The sequence below is a fragment of the Flavobacterium sp. Sr18 genome, assembly GCF_011064265.1.
Taxonomy (GTDB): Bacteria; Bacteroidota; Bacteroidia; order Flavobacteriales; family Flavobacteriaceae; genus Flavobacterium; species Flavobacterium petrolei.
In genome coordinates, this window is sequence record NZ_CP049329.1 from 3,590,085 (window position 1) to 3,609,632 (window position 19,548).

Genomic DNA, 19,548 nt, shown 5'->3' on the forward strand with positions numbered 1-19,548 from the left:
TTTAGAATTGTTTTTTCATCGAACCACAGGTCAGCATTTTTGAACCGTAGTAAGGATTTTTTATTTCTTTGCTTTCACTTATCCAAGTAGCTCCTTTTCCTTCATTATACATAGGACAAAATTCTTGATATAGTTTTTGTTTTGCTCCAAATATTTTTATCAAATCATTCACATCTTTACTCAACATCGCAAAATGTTCTCTTTGGTGGTCAATTTTCCCACCATTATCGCCAATGTGTTCTGAGTGTTCTTTGGCATCATCAGCAATATCAATATATTCTGTTTTCAATTTTGGATCTATTGCATTGGTACTGATTTTATTGAGAGTTGCATATAATGCTTTACCCGCATTGGCTGCTCCTTTTGTATCGTCTTTTGTGAGTGCGTTTTTTAGTTTTAAATAGTCAGAAATTATTTCATTGGTAGAAAATGCTGTTTGGGTACCTGATATAGCATCATTGTTAACTTCAACTGTTGTTACATCATCGTGACTATGACTACCATCAGTATGATCATGAGATGCTCCATTTTGTACAAATGGTTCGGTTAATTCCATTCCACATTTTGAACATTTCTCTCCTTTTTTTCCTGTTACTTCGGGGTGCATAGAACACGCATACAATTGTGAAGTACTTTCTGTTTTTTCTGAATCAGTTGTTACAGCTTCTTTATTTTTTTGGTTACAAGAAACTAGTATAAATGCCATTGCTATGGCTGAAAGGATTAGATTTTTCATTTTATTATTTTTTTAAATTGTTATTTTTAGATATATTATAGTTTACATTTTTATTACAACACCATTTGGTTTTTTATCAACATTAATTGTTTTAGTAACGGTATGATTGGTAACATTTGTAATAGAAACGGCAGTGGCTATTTGGTTGGTTACATAGGCAGTGTTTCCGTCCATTGTGAAAGAAATTGCGTGAGCCAGTACCAGTATTAAAAGCGCCGCCGTGCATCCACATCATAATTGTAATATCCCAAGTCCAGTAATGTACCTTTCCGGCCATTGGGGCCTGAAACCCATAATTCACTTTTAATTCCGTTGTGCGAAGCAATACCTGGCATAAAACCTAAAGGAATGGTTTGATCAACTGCATTAGTAGCTACGCTAATTACAGAAATAGACTGTCCATCCTCGTTATCGACATACATTGTATCATCGCTAGCAGTCCAAGCACCAACAGGATTGTTACCAACTGTAACCGTTGCAACTACTGATTTTGATGCTACATTAATTACTGAAACGTTATCATCATCGCCATGAGCAACATAGGCTTTAGTCCCGTCCGAAAAGAAAGTTAATTCTGCTGGCATCATACCTGCAGTAATTGTACTTTTCAGTGCATAAGTTGTAGCGTCATAAACCAATACTTTTCCCTTCATATCCATTTGAGGCACCCAAATTTCTGTGCCATTTGGAGAATAAATAGTATTGTGGTTCATTACAGTTAAACCAATGTTTTTGACAATTGAACCAGTTGTTGCATCAATAACAACAAGTTTACCCGACATGGTTCCTGTCACTGCATGTCCAACACTTAAATCCATTCCCGGAACTCCAATTGCAAGATGATTTGAATGTGAAGAAATATGGTGTGGCCACATTATCATATCTTTACCGGTTCCCATCAATGGAATAGTTCCAGTAACTTCATTAGTTGATAATTTGATTACTGAAATTGTTGCGTCTTCGCCAGTGACAACATAAGCTGCTGGATAATTTACGTTTGATGCTGGATTTGTCATATCCATATTGTCGTCTTTATTAAAAGATGATAAAAGCATAACTCTAAGTATTGATGCGGTATAAAATATATACTTCATTTTTTAAGTTTTAATTCAATTATTTTATTGTCTCTACTGTTTTACCACAACTCAACATTTGTGAACCGTAATAAGGATTTTTAACTGTATTTTCTTTACTTACCCAATTAGCACCTTTTCCACCATTATGCATTGGGCAGAATTGAAAGTAAACTGGCACTTCATACTTTGCAACATTTATTAATGTGTAAATATCTTTTGATAATGTCGTAAAGTGATTGCGTTGGTTCTTTTTATCTTTGGTATCTGCAATATGTTCAGCATCTTCTTTGATTTTATTTACTACTTTCATCCAAACCATATGAACATCCATTTCTGGTTTGTCCATTTTAACATTCTTGATTGCTGTAAATAATTCCTTTGAAGCAATTGAAGTAGCATTACCAGCAGAATAAATCATTGCATTTTTTACTACAAAATAATTGTCAAAAACAGATTTTAATTGGTTCTCATTTTGCACTGCAGTTGTAGTCGTTTCTGGCTGATTATTGTGATTCGCATGATTTTCATTAATAGCAACAATTTTAGTTTCCTCTCTTACCGGAACTTTTGCTCTCTATCATATTGACAACAGCCATGAAGATTGTTATATACATCATCTGGGGCAAGAAATTTTTCACTATCATAACCTGCAAGTGCAATACGTTTTAAGATTTCATCCTGATTGGTTTTCTTTGTATCGTAGGTAAGTGTAGCGGTTTTGGTGTTCGTGTCCCAATTTACTTTGGCAACTTTACCAATGTTTGCAGCCGTTTCAATAGTTTTTTGCACATACCACAATTACCATTGATTTTTACGGTTTCGGTTTTAGCGTTTATAATTTGCACGTTAGCGACTACGACTGATAGCGATAGAGTGATTGCCATCAATAATATTTTTATTGATTTCATTATATAAATATTTTTAGTTGAATTAGCTGCAAACAATATTTTGGAATCAAGACATAATATTGCCTATGATTTAAATAATGGTTTTAGCTGTAAAATAAATGGTTGTAAAGCAATAATTGCTTTCAATTTGATGCAATTATGGCTATCAAATTTGAAATTTAGCCTATTTTAGGTATGAGCCATAAAGAATTGAAACCAGAAGAAATGGAGGTTTCGTAATTGTAAAAATTTTGTTTTTCTGAAAAGAAATTAAAAATATCTTTATTAAATTTCAGTTCATTAATAGAAACGAATGAGTTGCAAGAAGAAGCGCAACCACACTTAGAATGGCTGCATTTTCCTCCGCACCCTTTATTATTTCTATTCTTCGAATGACTATCGCCTTCGCAACAATCTTTTTTATCTGTTTTAGAAGATATTTCTTTTTTACAAGATTGTTTTTCTGAATTATTTTCACACGCAAAGGTTACCGTTGGCATCAACAAGAAGCCAAGTACAACGATTAATAAAATGTGAAACTTTTTCATTTGTATCTAAGATCTAATATGTACCAAAGTTATATAAATAATCTTTATTCTCGCTAAGGTCTTGTAAAAAAAATATCATTACTATTTTGTTTTACATTTTCATCAAAAGTATTATTACGGAAGCAAATAGATAAGGACTTATCATAATCCAAAATTATAAATTTGAATTCACTAACTTTTTATGTTAGCACATGGGAGATATATGGCTCTTCAAATCCATCGATAATTTTATCAAATTCTTTCCGTTGGTTAAATGAAGCGATGAATTCTCAGTTCTTCAGTTGGGGTGCATTATCAATTAACTGGTTTCATAATCAACAACTATATTTCTTTTAATTTCTAATCAATTCAGGTTATTTTATGTCCTTAATTTTTATTATTTTTAATAAAAGCTCCTGAAATATTAGTCAAACCAGCAGCTGGATACATATTTTGTAAAGTAACATTGTCTCCAGTAGTTTTCAAAATCGGATGTTGTGTTTCGACTTTAGAATTTATATCACTAATTAAAAGATTATCACCCTCAATTCGGTATAAGTATTCTTCATATTTATAAACACTTCCTTTTCTTATAAGTTTCGTGCTATTAACAAATTCTAAAGTATCATTTTTTTAAGAGTTAATCCATAAACCAACTCTAAAATTAGTTTGGTAAAAATCATTATTTATTGAATCATCTTTTTCACAAGAAAAAAGGCAAATTAATAAACTTACAAAAGCTAAAACAGAGAATGTTATTTTCATTTTTATCGTATTAAAGTTATTTATACATTTTTGTGTTACTTTTCAATTTGTTCTTCTTTTTCTGCGACGTTATCTCGCTTAACTTTCCCTTGCTACAAGAGGTTTGGGACTAAATTATGCCCTATTTTCGGATTTGCCAAACAACCCAAATACTTAACCAACTTTCCATTAATCCAATTGCCCAAATCTCTTGTGAGCAAGTGTTGGCAGATCGGTTGTTTATTAAGAATGTTTATTTCATCCAATTTCCGAGCTTTTGGACAGCTTTCGTTTTAATTATTCTATTTTTTATATAACTCAATTAAATTATCCCTTTCTTTTTTTCTCTTGTTCGATGATTTGAAAAGAGGAATTGAAACTCCTAATTCGACAACACCAGCCGTCATAATCATAATTCCAATAGCCCCCCCAAGACCTTCTTTATCATCCTTAGAACTTGTAATTATTTTTGCTCCATATGTCATTGTTAATGCAGAAAGTGAAGTTAAGACTATTGCTAATGTTTTATTAATTTTTCTTTTTTGTTCCTTTTCTAAAATAGTATTTAAATCTAAGTAGTTCACTGAATTATTTAGTTCAATTGATTCCGTATTTATTTCAAAAGTCTTCAATCTTTTTATCTCATGATTTTTGAAGGTTTGAGAAAAACAGTTATTAAATATTAATAAAACTATTAAAATTATTGTTGCTCTTTGCATATTAAATGTAAGTTTTAATTCTTATTATTTTAAATAAATTGATGTACTTTTTCTTTTTTCAACTAAATGTCTGCTAACGTCAGTCTGTAAAAAACCTCTGTTGTATTATCATCAAATATAACAAAATACTTGTATAAAAAGAAGATTTTTCGTATTTTTAAGAATGATAACATATCACAGGTATTTCACGTCAACAAATGGGTTTTTGAAGTTTAGAAGACACTATAAGTCCCGATAATCAGGTGCGATTTATAGATGCCTTTGTCGAATATATTGACCTCTCTAAACTCGATTTTGCTGTAAAAACGCTCAAGACCGAAGGTCGCCCGAGTTTCAATAGTAAAGTTTTTCTAAAGATCTACTTATACGGTTAACTCAACGGAGCCAGAAGTGGTCGAGATCTGGAAAAGGAATGTTTCAGAAACATGGAAATGCAATGGCTTTTAGAAGACATTCGTCCTAATTACCACAGCATCTCAGATTTTAGAAAAGACAATCCCATTGCCCTGAAAAAACTATTCAAACTCTTTGTTTCCTTCTTGAAAGATGCTGATTTGATAGGATGCGAAACCATTGCTATCGATGGTACCAAAAGCCGAGCCCACAATAGCAAGAAAGCCAATTTCAATCAAAAGAAAATCGACAAGCACTTAGCTTATATTGAAACTAAAACCCAAGAATGCCTAAACGCTCTGGAAGAAAATGATACCAAAGATAACCCAGCTATAATCCAAAATATCCAACAAAAGTTAGACCGATTGAAAGGAAACAAATTGCGTTATGAGCAACTGGAAGAAAAATTAAAAGAAAGTGGCCAGCCTCACCCGAGCTCGAAGGAGCGAACGGACGAAGTAAATAAGCACTACCGACAGTGATGCCAGAGCATTACTAGTTCAAGGACAAGTAGTTGAGATTTCGTTTAATGTTCAAGCCGCAGTCGATGCTAAATATAATCTTGTTGTGGCCACACATACCATCAACAAGAACGATTGCAGCGCCTTGTCAGCTATTGCCATAGAAGCCAAAGAGAATCTGGGTATCGAAGCCTATACTGCATTGGTCGATAAAGGCTACCATAATGGCAAACAAATAGAAATCTGCAAACAAGCCAACATAATTACCATTGTAGCACAGCCTGAACAAGGAAAAAGTAACGAAAACGATACGACCAAGGATTATTTGGTAGCCCAATTTCAATACAATCAAGACAACGATACCTATACCTGCCTACAAGGCGAAATGCTAAAAACTACGGGCAGTTGGCATAAGAAAACTACAGAAAGAGATAGTTATAATTTTAAAAAATACCAAACCCCAAAATGCAAAGAATGTCCCGTAAAACATTTATGAACTAATAGAGTTGCAGGCAGAGAAATCGACGGAAGCCAATATGCCGATGCCGTAGAAGAAAACAACAAGCGCTACCATGAGAACCAACAGCTCTACCGTAAACGACAGGAATTGAAGCGTAGCGGAAATCACGAAAACAAATAAAAAAAACAATAAAAAATTGAGTAAATCAACGAACATATTTTTGGCACCATCAAACGACAATGGGGCTATAACCATACCAACTAAAGGGATTAGAAAAAGTAAACGGAGAACACAGCCTGATTATGCTGGTGTATAACATCAAACGCAGTATCAATATCCTAGGCGTTCCCGATTTGATTGCCAAACTCAAAAAATGGAACTCACCCTACAAGGCAAAAGTCTTGTTTTTGCTAAAAACGAGTTATTTAAAGCCGAATTTAGAACACTATTTCTATCAAACTAAAATTGCAGCCTAAAAATAACGACCCGTTAAATGCCTTATATTTGAATTCTTGAGTAGAATTATCTGAAGTTTTTGAAAGTAAAATAGGTTTTTTCACAGCCTGACGTCCCCGCGCTACACACAGGCTGGGATTAAGAAAGCCTAAACTTTCGGTTAATCACTAATTTTCAGATACAAAACCATCTTCAAATTAAGCCAAATGCCCAGCTTGCTTGTAGCGTGTGTTGGTGGCTGGCGTTTTGGGCGGTTTTACTTTTCTGCTTTCTATTTCATCATTTTCAATGCGTTTTCTAATCTTTCGGATGCGTTATCCCAATTTATTATACTAAATAAATTATCCACAAAATCAGTTCTTTTGTTTCGGAATTTTAGATAATATGCGTGTTCCCAAACGTCAATTACAAGCAATGGAATTACGCCCCATTGTGTTAGTTTTTCGTGATTTTCACATTGCAGAATTGTCAATTTATCTGTGTAAGGTTGATAACCCAAAATTCCCCAACCATTTCCGTCAACGTCTTTTGAAGTTTTGGCTAAATATATTTTTAGTTTGTCATAACTCCCGAAATCTTTTTCAATTCTTTTCAATAAATCGCCTTTTGGTAAATTTGCTTTATTGGTTAAGTTTGTCCAAAATATTGAATGTAAAATATGAGATGAAAGATGATAAGATAACTTTTTTGTCCAGTAATCAACCGTTTCAAGATTGTTTTCGTCTAACGATTTTTTTATCATTTGCAAATCTTTGTTTGCACCTTTTACCGCTCCGCCGTGATGAAAAGTATAATGCAAATGCAAAGTTTCTGCATCCATAAACGGTTCTAAAAAACTTTCAGTATAAAGCAAAGGTTGTTGGAAAAAATTTCCGTCTTTGTCAACTAATAAGTCAGTTTTATTCTCGATTAAGCTTTGACTAAAAACAGAATTTATTGGTAACAAAGTTGTTCCGCCTAAAATTAATCCACTTTTTAAAAAATCTTTTCTGTTCATTTTTGTTAATTTTTGATTGTAAAGTTACACGGATTTTGCTTGATACTATTTCTGTTTTTTGTTAATGTTTTTAAATCTTGTTGATTTAAGTTTGATGCTATTTCTTTAAATTGAGTATTCAGATTGGAAAAACCAGTCAAATTGACCACCCTATTCCAGTTCAAATTGACCACCAGTTTCGGAGCAAACTGACCACCATTTTCCAGTCCAAATTGACCACCTGATTTTGGGCTAAAATTGGACATTAAAAACTACTAACTTTTTCATGTTGTTAGCACCATACATTCGTTAAAAAAATACGGATTATGGCAAACAAAATAACAGACATGAGTAAAATTAGAAAAGCAATTAAATTCTACTGTAACGGGAAAAGTAAGTTATTCATAAGTAAGTACTTATCTCTTTCTAGAAATACAGTAAAGAAGTATATTTCTTTATTTGAAGTGCTAGGATTAAGTTTTGAAGTAATTAACGAAAAAACAGATGCTGAGTTAGAACTTTTGTTTTCACACACTACCGTGGAATCAATCAGTCCCAAACTGCAGATTCTTTATGATTTTTTTCCTAAAATGGAACGCGAACTAAAAAAAGTTGGCGTTACCATACAGCACATGTGGGAGCAATATATTGCCCTAAATCCTAATGGTTACCGAAGCTCGCAATTTGGACATCATTATAAAACATGGAGCAAACGAGTCAATCCAGTGATGCACATGAATCACAAAGCGGGTGATAAAATGTATGTGGATTATGCTGGAAAAACACTCTCCATCATTGATAAAGACACGGGAGAAATTAAAGAAGTACAATTTTTTGTAGCCATATTAGGAGCCAGTCAATACACCTATGCCGAAGCTTCCATGAGCCAACAAAAAGAAGATTTTGTTACTTCGGTAGAAAATGCTATGCGTTTTTTTGAAGGTACTCCTGCGGCAATTGTTCCCGATAATTTAAAATCTGCAGTAATAAAAAGCAGTCGTTTTGAACCCACAATTAATGAAACCTTAGCTGATTTAGCCGAACATTACCAAACTACAATCTTGCCTGCTAGGGCTTATAAACCCCGAGACAAATCATTGGTTGAAGGAGCTGTTAAGATCTTGTATCGAAGGATTTATGTAAATCTAAAAGAAACTAAATTCTTTTCTCTGGAAGAATTAAACCAGCAAATATGGGATTTATTGGATGCTCATAACAGTCGAAAACTCACAGGACGTCCGTACTCTCGGATAGAATTATTTTTAGAAGATGAGCAACAAAAACTAAGTCCATTACCACAAGAACGTTTTGAAATCAAATACCAATCCTTTGCAACAGTAATGCAAAATGGGCATGTTCAATTAAGTCAGGACAAAAATTACTATAGCGTTCCGTATCAATATGTCAAGAAAAAAGCGAAACTATTGTATACCAAATCAACGGTAGAGATCTATCACAAATACAATCGAATAGCCATCCATCCAAGGAATTACAAACCTTATATCTATACCACAATCCCGGAACATATGGCTAGCACGCATCAATTTGTAGCTCAGTGGAGTGCTGCCCGCTTCATTGATTGGGCCAGTAGTATTGACGAGTCAGTAGCAGAATATATTATGCAAATAATTGAAAGTAGAAACCATCCTGAACAGGCTTATAAAAGTTGTTTGGGAATATTAAACTTCGAGAAAAAGGTAGGGAAAGAGCGATTAATAAATGCCTGTAAGCGGGCACTTGATTTTAAAATTTACAATTTTAAGACCATTCAAAATATTTTAGAAAACAACTTAGATCATATCGAATTTGAACAAGAACCTGAGCAGGAACTTCCAATTCACGCTAACATAAGAGGAAAACAGTATTATAATTAAATTAAAACACAGTAATCATGAATGAATCCACAGTAACAAAAATGAAACAAATGAAGCTTTACGGCATGCACAATGCTTTTAAAACAGCCATTGAAAGCGGAAAAACAGACCATTACACGCTCGATCAGTTTGTATCGATGCTTATTGATGCCGAATGGGATGAAAGGCACAATCGGCGTATTGCCCGCAGTATCACCAACGCCCGATTCCATTACAAATCAAATATTGAAAGTATCAATTTTGACCAAACCCGTAATCTGGATCGAAATACCATACTGCGTCTGGCAGAATGTGAATTTGTCGAAAAAAATGAAAACATTTTAATAACGGGAAGCACTGGTGTAGGCAAAAGTTATTTAGGCACAGCATTGGGTTATCAAGCCTGTATCCAAGGTTTTAAAGTAAGTTATTTTAATACTTCGAAGCTGTTTGCTAAATTAAAAATGGCCAAAGCAGATGGTTCTTACCTGAGAGAATTGGCCAAAATAGAACGGCAAGATGTTATTATATTAGACGATTTTGGACTCCAAGCTTTGGATAGCAGTAACCGAATTACCCTTTTAGAGATCATTGAAGACAGGCATAATAACGGTTCTATTATTGTAACCTCACAAATCCCAGTGCAAGGCTGGTATGACATCATTGGAGAAAAAACCATAGCTGATGCCATTTTGGATAGACTGATTCATCAATCTCATCGACTCGAATTACATGGAGAATCCATGAGAAAAAAAAGAGGGATAAACAAAGGCTAATATTTAAGTATATTTGAATACTAATTAACAGATGAAAAAGAGTAGTTTTTAATGAAAAATGGGGTGGTCATTTTGCTCCGGAATTAGGTGGTCATTTTGAATTGGAATCAGGTGCTCACTTTAAATTGGAATTGGGTGGTCAATATCACTGGAATTTGCACCTATACAACTTTGGTCTGCCGTAAAAATGGCAAGAGCGGTAAATTACAAAAATATCTCTTTTGGTAGTTATCAATTTAATTATGTGACTACTGATTATATTCAAAAAATACTTCACTATTTTGATATGAATATTGGTGGTTATATGGGAGCAAATAATGTTGTTCCAGATGCTGATAAAACTAGATATTTGGTAAGTGCTATTATGGAAGAAGCTATCTCTAGTAGCCAGATAGAAGGAGCCAATACTACCCGTAAAAAAGCTAAAGAAATGCTTCGTAAAGAAGTAAAACCAAAGACCAAGTCAGAACAAATGATTGTAAATAATTATGTTACAATCAAACACATCACACAAAATCGCAATGACGATTTAACCCCTGAAAAATTGTTATACGTTCACGGACTAATTGCTTGTGATACATTAGACGATAAAAAAGAGGAAGGCGCATTTAGAATATCTGATGATGTACAAGTTGTCAATCATATTGATGGCGAAGTCGTGCATACACCTCCTAGCCATAAAGAACTGGAAATATTAATTAAAGACTTATGTGACTTTTTTAATGCTGATAGTAAAGAAACTTTTATGCACCCTATCCTTAAAGCAACTACTATTCATTTTATGATTGGTTACATTCACCCTTTTACAGATGGAAATGGTAGAACGGCGCGTGCCTTGTTTTACTGGTATTTATTAAAAAAAGGATATTGGCTTACAGAGTATTTATCTATTTCAAAGATTATTCAGGATACTAAAAATCAGTACGAGAAAGCCTATTTATATACCGAAGCAGATGCTAATGATTTGACTTACTTTATGACCTATCATTTAAAGGTGATGGACAAATCGTTCGAAGCATTAAAAGAATATATTCAACTGAAACAAAAAGAAAATTTACAAATTGCAAGTTTTGTTAGAATTCCGAATGTTAATGAACGTCAAGCGCAATTATTAAAAATACTATACGATGAACCAGAAAGTATTTTTACTGTAAAAGAAGTAGAGAATAGATTTTTAATATCAAATTTTACAGCACGAACTGATTTGTTAGGTCTCGTAAATCTTGACTTTTTAGATATAATTCAAGTCAATAAAGTGAAACAAAACTTTGTGCGTTCTGAAAAATTCTTAGTATTATTAACCAAATATAAAATTAAATAAACTTCGAGATTTGTAAAGAATCTCGAACTATTAATATAACATGACATCACAATCCGAATTAATTTTAGAGCAAAATCTAGTCAACCAATTAGCTTCAAATGGATACGATAAAGTAACTATTAAAGATGAAAATGATTTACTAGTCAATCTTAAAAAGCAATTAGAAAAACACAACAATAAAGTGTTTTCTGATTCGGATTTTAAGCAAATACTTAACCACCTAACCAAGTCTAACAATGTTTTTGAAAAAGCTTTATTACTTCGGGATAAGTTTGCTTTCAAAAATGATAATAACGAATTGGTTTATGTGGAATTCTTAAATATGGATTCTTGGTGCAGGAATGAGTACCAAGTTACCAATCAAATCACGGTTGAAGGAACGTATAAAAACCGTTATGACGTAACCATTTTAATTAATGGTTTGCCCCTAGTACAAATCGAATTGAAAAAGACAGGCTTAGAATTAAAAGAAGCCTACAATCAAATCAATCGTTATCAAAAACACTCTTTCTCAGCCAATACTGGACTGTTTAATTATGTGCAATTATTTGTAATTAGTACCGGCGTAAATACTAAATACTTCAGCAATTTCGGAAACAAAAAACCCGATTACAAACAAACATTTTATTGGACAGACGAAAACAACAAACGTATTTCTAAATTAGAGGATTTTGCCAATACCTTTTTAGAGAAATGTCATTTGTCTAAAATGATCACGAAATACACCGTATTGCATGATTCTGATAAAATGTTGATGGTATTGCGTCCGTATCAATTTAATGCCGTAGAACGTATTATTGACAAGGTAAAAAACAGTAATCACAATGGTTATATATGGCACACTACAGGCTCAGGTAAAACATTAACTTCGTTCAAAGCCAGTCAAATTTTATCACAATTACCCAAGGTAGATAAAGTAGTTTTTTGTGTAGACAGACAAGATTTAGATTACCAAACGGCTAAAGAATTCAATGCCTTCAAACCTGATTGTATTGACCCAACCAATAACACGGCCAATTTAGTACGACAGTTCAAAGACAGCAATAGCAAATTAATTGTCACGACAATTCAGAAATTGTACAATGCTATTACGAGAGAACACCATCTTAAAACAATGGACAATCTAAAAGACAAAAAAATTGTTTTTATTTTTGATGAATGCCACCGCTCTCAATTTGGAGACACGCATAAAAAGATTACCCAATATTTTGAAAATTATCAAATGTTTGGGTTTACCGGTACACCTATTTTTGCAGAAAATGCCTCGTCTAAAAACAAGCAAAACCAAACCACGGCAAGCTTATTTGGTGAGCAATTGCATAGTTACGTTATTACCGATGCGATAAAAGATGACAATGTATTGCGTTTCTCTGTGGAGTATGTAGGGAAGTATAAAGAGCGTGAGAATTCGCAAAATGAAATTGACATTGAAGTAGAAGCAATTGATACCCAAGAATTATTACAAAGCAAAGACCGCATTGAAAAGATTACCAATTATATCATTCAGCAACATCCCATTAAAACGCAAAACAAAACGTTTACGGCTATGTTTTGCGTGAGTAGCGTAGACATGCTGATTAAATATTATGATCTATTCCTTAAATTAAAAGAAGAGGGTAAACATGATTTAAAGATGGCTACAATTTTTAGTTTCGGTGCCAATGATGAAATGATTAGCGATACAGACGATTATGATAGTAAAGATTTTAATGAGGTAGCAGAAAAGGAAGAGGTTTATAATGCCTATCATAAAAGAGATAAGCTAGAAAGTTATATAGAAAATTACAACAAAACCTTTAAAACCAATTGGACTACAAAAGACAGTCAATCCTTTTACAATTATTACAAAGACATAGCACAACGAGTACGTACCAAACAGGTAGATATTTTATTTGTGGTTAATATGTTCCTAACAGGATTTGATAGTAAATCATTGAATACCCTATTTGTAGATAAGAATTTAAAGTACCATGGTTTAATTCAGGCATATTCCAGAACTAATAGAATTCTTGGTGATAAAAAATCACAAGGAAATATTGTCGTATTTAGGAATCTTAAAAAAGCCACTGATGATGCCATTGCCTTATTTTCAGATAAAAAGGCTAAAGAAATTATCATCTTAAAACCATACGAAACCTACGTTAAAGAAATTAATGAAGCGTACGATAATTTAACAGCAATTACTCCAACTTTTGAATCAGTTGATGATTTATATACCGAAGACGAAGAGCTAGAATTTGTAAAAGCGTTTCGTGAAATTATCCGGTTAAAAAACATAATTTCATCATTTGTAGATTTTACTTTTGACGATATTGTTTTAGGAGAACAAGAATTTGATAACTATAAATCGAAATACTTGGAGTTATCTGATAAAGGTAAAAAAGAAAAAACCTCCATACTTAACGAAGTCGATTTTGAACTAGAATTGATACATCGTGATGATATTACAGTAACCTATATTTTAGGATTATTAGCCAAGTTAAAAGCAACAAACCCAGAGGAAAAAGAACGCAGACAAAAAGAAATACTAGATATCGTTGCAGGAGATGTCAAACTGCGCAGCAAACGCGAATTGATAGAACGTTTCATTGAAGAAAACTTGCCATTACTTGAAGATGCTTCAATAGAGGAAGGTTATGCAGCATTTATGATCGAAGAACAGCAAAAAGCCTTCAATCAATTTGTACAAGATGAAAAGATAAATGCGGACAAGCTAAAAAAACTAACAGAAGATTATTTATTCACCCAAAGAATCCCCACCAAACAAGAAGTAGTGGAAGTATTAGAAAATCAACCCTCTATATTACAAAGATCAAAAGTTGGAGATACTATTCTAAATAAATTTCTAACTTTTATCGACACGTTTTTTAATGATTAATATTTAATTTGATTTTGTAAAACATTTTGTCCGTTTTTATAAAAAATCTGCAATATAAACCACTTGCCTTCGACTTTAAAGTGGCTTTCAAAGCCACTTTAAAGTAAAAGCTAAGAATTCATTTATCCTTTCTGAACCAGTATTAAAAAAATCTTATTTAAATGAAATTTTATTAGTTGTTTCTCTTTTTTTCTCGTCGATGATTTTTGTATATATCTGAGTGGTCTTTATATTTTTGTGCCCCAGCATTTTCGAAACTGTAAAAATGTCGGTACCTGCTGCCATCTGCAATGTTGCATACGTATGACGAAAGCAGTGAAATGTAATATGTTTCTCAATTGATGCGTCGTTAACCCATATAGGCAGCAACCGGTCAACATCCCATTTTTTTAAATCATAAAAGACTCTCTTATATTGATCCACTTTTTCGCCTAAAAACTCGAATGCTTCCTGGGATATAGGGAGGGTCACTGGTCTATCAGTTTTTTGCTGCTTAAATCTTATGTAATATCCTTCACTTTTACTGTATTGTACTTCTTCCCATGTAAGTTTTGATATATCGGAATAGCGCATGCCTGTGAGCAGAGAAAAAAGACTGACACGTTTGACAATTTCCTTTTTACAAGGGGTTTTAAATAGCCTTACAGCTTCTTCCATGGTTAGAAAATTCCTTTGAGACTCTTGTTCCTTTATACTTTCAATTGCAGCATTGACATCGCTCTGCAGCAATCCTTTTTTGTATGCTTTTCGAAGAGTAGCTTTGATCTTATTGAAATAAGTTAAAGCTGTATTCTGAGCTAAAAACTTACCCTTTTTCCTGATACATTTTGCTTTTAAGAGATACTCCCTAAAATCTTCTATAACAGTCACATCGATATCCTGTATCAGTATATCCTCATTCTTAATAAAATTTTCAAAGTGGATAATGGCATAAGTCCAGATATCACCGTTATTACCCGTTTTATGCTCTGCAACAAGCTTGAGATACTGCAGAAATGATTTTTCACCAACCTCCTTGAGATGAATGCGCTCAAGCTCAAATGGAGTATAGATCTGCTCCTTATTTACTTCATTAAACCTGTTGCCACGAATGATCTCGGCTTTGTACAAGTTCTCGGAATTCAAAGCTTTTTCAATAGCACTTTTTGGTTTAGGAACGAGGTATAAACTTAAATACTCCCTACGGTAAAGTTTATGAGTCTTACGATTGTATATCGGAGGGAAAAAATCAAGATATAGTGTAATCTTACCACTTGGCAGCGTCCTTTTTCTTAGCGTAACATTTATATTTTTCATCTTCCCGCAGCATTAAAAATTATATCAATATCCTGTTTGGATACACAGGTGAATTTTCCAACGGAATATTTTACTATACCCTGCCGTTGAATCAATAGATAGAGCGCTCCTGAAGAAATATTATACTTCTGTTGAATTTCCGTTATAGTATAGCAATTGTCAAAACCAGGAAATTGCTGTCCAGTTTTCAAGGTTACATCCTGTATACAAATTGCAAAAAAAGCTTCAAGATCGCATCTGCGGATAACAGTTCGTTTGCCAAACTTTGCAATGTCCAGTTGTCCATTGTTAACTAACCTGTAAAGCGTACTTCTGCTGATTCCAAAAAGAAGGGTTGCCTGAGTAATTTTTAAAAACTCAAGAGGCTTTATTTTTTCCAAATCTGTGTTTAAAAGCTGAACGATCTCATTATTGCTTTTTTCTACTTTTCCTTTGCGTACCAGTGATTTATAACCACGGCTGTTGCAAATGTGCGAACAATACCGTGTGCGCGTTGTTCTGGCTGTGAACTGTTTTTTGCAGTGCTCACAAATTCTGATAACCTCAATGTTAGAACTCATAATGTGACTAATTTTGTGTCCCATTGTGTCTATGTGTCTCTCTGTGTGTCATAATTTCGCCAAAAAAAAATCCAACAAGGAAAATTATTTTCGTGGTACAATAATGGTACAAAAAGGAACAAACTATCTGCAAATAAAGCTAAATAAACAGAAAGAAGAATCCCAGTTAAAATGCCGTTTTATGACATTTTAACTGGGATTCTTTGTTTTATTTTGTGATGTTTTGTGAGACCTATTTTCCGATACAGAAATTAGCAGCCCCGTTTTTACTGGGGTTTACAGATCTTGAGGTACAAATAAGGTACAAATCTGAACAAAATAACGAGTCAATAACAACAAACAAAACTTTATCAAATTTCATATAAAATATGTTTTTGTTGACTTTGAGGTACTAAATTTTTAAGAACACATTAATCCAGTGGTTATTGCAAAAGTATAAAATTTTGTATTCATTTGTAATATTTTTTTAATGGCTATTTAAGAAATTTTCAATTTGATAGGCACAATGGTTCGAACCCCTCATCGCCCACCAATTTTTACAAACCTCCAAAGTCATTTGATTTTGAAGGTTTTTTTTGGGTTTAAAAATTGCGTTCATTTTTATGTACTGACTGCAATCGATCACTTTTACTAAGATTTATGATTCGAACACCTTTAGGGTATGCTTGCGAAGAATTTAAATTCTAATTTTAATTCCGGCATTAACAACAAATCCATCCAATGGAGCATATATATCTTTGAAAACAGGATTTGAAATAGTTCCTGTGTATATGCTTCCGAATTTTGTTTGTCTAGTATCTGTAAAATTTTCAAAATTGGCATAAACTGAAATGTTCTCCCAAAGTTTTTCAACCATAAAGCCAAATATCCAGTAATCTTTTCCAATTGTCTCATCACTTAGTTTTTGAGAACTATAATAATAAGCCTCTAAACCAGCTTTCCATTTTTCTTCGACTTCATACATCAAGACATTATTCAATCTGTGTTTTGCTGTCAAAGGATTTTCGGATTTTAGTCCTTTATTATCAATAGAAGCATCCGTGTAAGTATAACCCAGAAATAATTTAAAATCTTTATATCCTAATTTTACATTAGTTTCGGTTCCTTTTGTGTCTAAATAGCCATTAATGTTTACAAACTGATAGACGTCATTAGGGAGAGGATTTAATATCAGCGGATTATCAACATTTGTGTAAAAGAATAATTGATTTAATGATAATGAAACATCTTGGGTAATTTTAGTTTTATAGTTTATGTCAAAGTTAACACCGTAACTTTTTTCAAGTTTATTGAAATCACTATTGATTGGCATTACATTTCGATATTGGATGCGCTCACTTTCTTCCGTAAAAATAGTCGGCGTTTTATAGCCTAATCCACCACCAATTCGAGAAGTAAGTTTAGAATTTACTTTGAATAAAGCTGAAAGTTTCGGTAAAAAAGAAAATCCATAATCCACTACATAGTCGCCTCGAAGGCCGGTTTCAATATCTAACCAGTTTTTAACTTTCACTATATTCTGAATAAACGCACCGTACGTAATCTGGTAATAATTCCTTAGCGGAAAAGCAGTTTGACTTTTTTCATTAAAGTTTTCAGTATATAAATTTCCACCAGCAATCCATTCTGCAAGATCACCGTTTTTTGAATAGGTGATTTCAGAAAAAGTACTGTTTTGTAAACCGTCAAAAATGTAATCCGGAATTGTTATGACACGACTGAAATTATTGAAACTGTTTTTGATAGTTACCGATTCTTTCTCATTGAATTTATGTGTTAGCGCAAATTGTGTGCTTATTCTCTGTGTTTTATTTCTTTCGAAATAACTGCCTTGATATTTACTTTCATCTTTGATATAATCAATGTTTCCGCCGATGCGATTTTCAAAAACAGTATTGATGCCAAAATTAAGTTTAGTCTTTTCATTAAAATTGACAAACAGTTTTGGATTAAAATTAAAACGTTCAAACTTTGGAATAGCAGTAAGACCTATATTTGCGGGATCATATGGCGCATTTCTATTATGAGAAGCAAAAACAGTCAATCCAATTTTTTTAAACTGCTGCGAATAAAAGCCATTTATATCGAAGCCGAGAGCAGAGGTTCCATTAATTAAAAATCGTAATTCTCTTTCCTCAGTTGGTGTTTTAGAAACAAGATTGACTAAGCCAGCAATAGCTCCGCCTCCATATAGTGTAGAGGCAGAACCTTTAATTATTTCAACTTGTTTTAAATCTAGTGGGGGAGTCTGAAGTAATCCCAATCCGCTTGAAGCGCCTGAATAGATTGGTAAACCATCCTTTAAGATTTGAGTGTATCGTCCATCCAGTCCCTGAATCCTGATAGAAGAGTTGCCAGAAGTTGCTGAGGTTTGCTGGGTTTGAATTCCTGTACTTTCGTTAAGCATCATACGAATATCGCCTGGTTTCATATTTGCTTTTTCTTCAAGTTCTTCCCCCGCAATAAATTCAACCCTGGTTGGAGTATTGCTAATTGTTCTTGTTCCTCTGGTTGAAGTAACAATGATCTCCTCCATTTCTTCAGCTTCGCTTTCCAATGTGATCTCTATAAAGATAGAATTAGGTGCTTTAAAAAATGTCTTTTTTGGAGTGTAACCTTCCATAGATATGGACAATGTATAATCTCCATTCTGAAGATTCTCAATAAGAATGTTTCCATCAGTATCAGAAATGAAAACTGAATTAGTTTCTTCAATCTTTGCTGATGCACCTTTTATTAGTTCATTTGTTGCTGCATCCTTAAGATGAATTTTGATTTTATTCTGTGCTTGTACAGTGCCAATAAATGCTATTGCCACAATCAATAAAATATACTTAAACATTTGTGATTTCTTAATATTAATAAATACAAAAAGCTTGCATACTAATAATTATGCAAGTAAAAAATGATTTTACAATTATTAAGAAACTTTAGGGGGCTGCCAAATTTTACAAAGGAAATAAGAATCAACAATTTGATGGTACGATAGTGTTTTTGATACTTCATCTGGAATAAAATCTATTTTCTCAGTACAAAATATAGAGTTCAAACTTATGGTAAATCCTACGCAGCTACCGCAAGAATAAAAAGGAGAGCATTTTCCATTACAATCCATAACACAGTCAAGAGAATCATTTCCGCAGTCTTTCTCAACTACACATTCCGAATGTTTAGCAAATGCATTGCATGGTACTGTTGAAAGAAACAGGACAATAAAAGATAATATTGTTAAGAATATTTTCACTCAACAAACTTAGATATAAAATTTATCATTAACTTATTTCAGTAAAAGTTTCTTCAAATCCTGCAAAAAATGGTTCGTAAACAGTCCCGTATGGACCACCAAAAATTACAAACCTCCAAAGTCATTTGATTTTGGAGGTTTTTTTGGTTCGAAAAACACTTTCAAATTTACCTAGAGTACTTCAA

General features: G+C 33.1%; 17 protein-coding genes and 1 pseudogene. 6 read left to right on the forward strand and 12 right to left on the reverse strand.

Annotated features, from left to right (window positions below; genetic code table 11):
• Position 1: 1 nt before the first annotated feature.
• From G7A72_RS15755 to G7A72_RS15775, 7 genes are all read right to left on the reverse strand, one after another.
• Complete coding sequence (locus G7A72_RS15755; protein WP_165153330.1) at positions 2–736, reverse strand: DUF3347 domain-containing protein; 735 nt, start codon at positions 734–736, stop codon at positions 2–4.
• A 42-nt stretch (positions 737–778) separates the two neighbouring features.
• On the reverse strand, positions 779–910 hold the full coding sequence (locus tag G7A72_RS16710) for a hypothetical protein (RefSeq protein ID WP_256371157.1): 132 nt from the start codon (positions 908–910) through the stop codon (positions 779–781).
• 32 nt (positions 911–942) lie between these two features.
• Positions 943–1,830, reverse strand: a complete 888-nt coding sequence (locus G7A72_RS15760) for a YncE family protein (RefSeq protein ID WP_241258534.1) — start codon at positions 1,828–1,830, stop codon at positions 943–945.
• 19 nt (positions 1,831–1,849) lie between these two features.
• Positions 1,850–2,290 (reverse strand): DUF3347 domain-containing protein, encoded by a 441-nt coding sequence (locus tag G7A72_RS16790; protein ID WP_371807552.1) that lies wholly within the window; start codon positions 2,288–2,290, stop codon positions 1,850–1,852.
• 77 nt (positions 2,291–2,367) lie between these two features.
• Positions 2,368–2,601, reverse strand: a complete 234-nt coding sequence (locus G7A72_RS16795; protein ID WP_371807553.1) for a heavy-metal-associated domain-containing protein — start codon at positions 2,599–2,601, stop codon at positions 2,368–2,370.
• 277 nt (positions 2,602–2,878) lie between these two features.
• Positions 2,879–3,247: a hypothetical protein gene (locus G7A72_RS15770; protein ID WP_165153332.1), complete on the reverse strand. Its 369-nt coding sequence runs from the start codon at positions 3,245–3,247 to the stop codon at positions 2,879–2,881.
• Positions 3,248–4,272: 1,025 nt separating this feature from the next.
• A complete protein-coding gene (locus tag G7A72_RS15775) occupies positions 4,273–4,689 on the reverse strand; it encodes a hypothetical protein (protein ID WP_165153334.1) in 417 nt (138 codons plus the stop codon).
• A 386-nt stretch (positions 4,690–5,075) separates the two neighbouring features.
• Between G7A72_RS15775 and G7A72_RS16645 the strand changes: the two are divergent.
• Positions 5,076–5,564 (forward strand): annotated as a pseudogene (locus G7A72_RS16645) (transposase); the annotation flags it as partial.
• 85 nt (positions 5,565–5,649) lie between these two features.
• Entirely contained in the window at positions 5,650–6,039 is a 390-nt protein-coding gene (locus G7A72_RS16650; protein WP_241258536.1) for a hypothetical protein, read from the forward strand.
• A 691-nt stretch (positions 6,040–6,730) separates the two neighbouring features.
• Here the strand turns inward: G7A72_RS16650 and G7A72_RS15785 are convergent.
• Together G7A72_RS15785 and G7A72_RS15790 are read right to left on the reverse strand one after the other, a co-directional pair.
• Complete coding sequence (locus G7A72_RS15785; RefSeq protein WP_165153336.1) at positions 6,731–7,456, reverse strand: superoxide dismutase; 726 nt, start codon at positions 7,454–7,456, stop codon at positions 6,731–6,733.
• A gap of 5 nt (positions 7,457–7,461) precedes the next feature.
• The gene (locus G7A72_RS15790; RefSeq protein WP_165153338.1) at positions 7,462–7,701 is read right to left on the reverse strand and encodes a hypothetical protein; all 240 of its coding nucleotides are present in this window, start codon (positions 7,699–7,701) and stop codon (positions 7,462–7,464) included.
• A 60-nt stretch (positions 7,702–7,761) separates the two neighbouring features.
• Between G7A72_RS15790 and istA the strand changes: the two genes are divergently transcribed.
• The 4 genes from istA to G7A72_RS15810 all read left to right on the forward strand — a co-directional run bounded on the left by istA (position 7,762) and on the right by G7A72_RS15810 (position 14,263).
• A complete protein-coding gene (istA, locus tag G7A72_RS15795) occupies positions 7,762–9,309 on the forward strand; it encodes an IS21 family transposase (RefSeq protein ID WP_165151421.1) in 1,548 nt (515 codons plus the stop codon).
• Between the two features lie 17 nt (positions 9,310–9,326).
• A complete protein-coding gene (gene istB / locus G7A72_RS15800; RefSeq protein ID WP_113667236.1) occupies positions 9,327–10,064 on the forward strand; it encodes an IS21-like element helper ATPase IstB in 738 nt (245 codons plus the stop codon).
• A gap of 187 nt (positions 10,065–10,251) precedes the next feature.
• Positions 10,252–11,385 (forward strand): Fic family protein, encoded by a 1,134-nt coding sequence (locus G7A72_RS15805; protein ID WP_165153340.1) that lies wholly within the window; start codon positions 10,252–10,254, stop codon positions 11,383–11,385.
• Positions 11,386–11,425: 40 nt separating this feature from the next.
• On the forward strand, positions 11,426–14,263 hold the full coding sequence (locus G7A72_RS15810) for a type I restriction endonuclease subunit R (protein WP_165153342.1): 2,838 nt from the start codon (positions 11,426–11,428) through the stop codon (positions 14,261–14,263).
• A gap of 153 nt (positions 14,264–14,416) precedes the next feature.
• On the opposite strand, the gene G7A72_RS15815 is transcribed toward G7A72_RS15810, so the two are convergent.
• The 3 genes from G7A72_RS15815 to G7A72_RS15825 form a co-directional block, all read right to left on the reverse strand.
• Positions 14,417–15,559, reverse strand: coding sequence for a site-specific integrase (locus G7A72_RS15815; protein WP_165153344.1), 1,143 nt, complete (start codon positions 15,557–15,559; stop codon positions 14,417–14,419).
• The gene (locus G7A72_RS15820) at positions 15,556–16,119 is read right to left on the reverse strand and encodes a helix-turn-helix domain-containing protein (RefSeq protein ID WP_241258537.1); all 564 of its coding nucleotides are present in this window, start codon (positions 16,117–16,119) and stop codon (positions 15,556–15,558) included. The genes G7A72_RS15815 and G7A72_RS15820 overlap by 4 nt, the downstream gene beginning before the upstream one ends.
• Before the next feature lie 676 nt (positions 16,120–16,795).
• Positions 16,796–18,961 carry a TonB-dependent receptor plug domain-containing protein gene (locus G7A72_RS15825; RefSeq protein ID WP_165153346.1) on the reverse strand — a complete coding sequence of 722 codons (2,166 nt, stop codon included), beginning with the start codon at positions 18,959–18,961 and terminating at the stop codon, positions 16,796–16,798.
• Positions 18,962–19,548 lie beyond the last annotated feature (587 nt).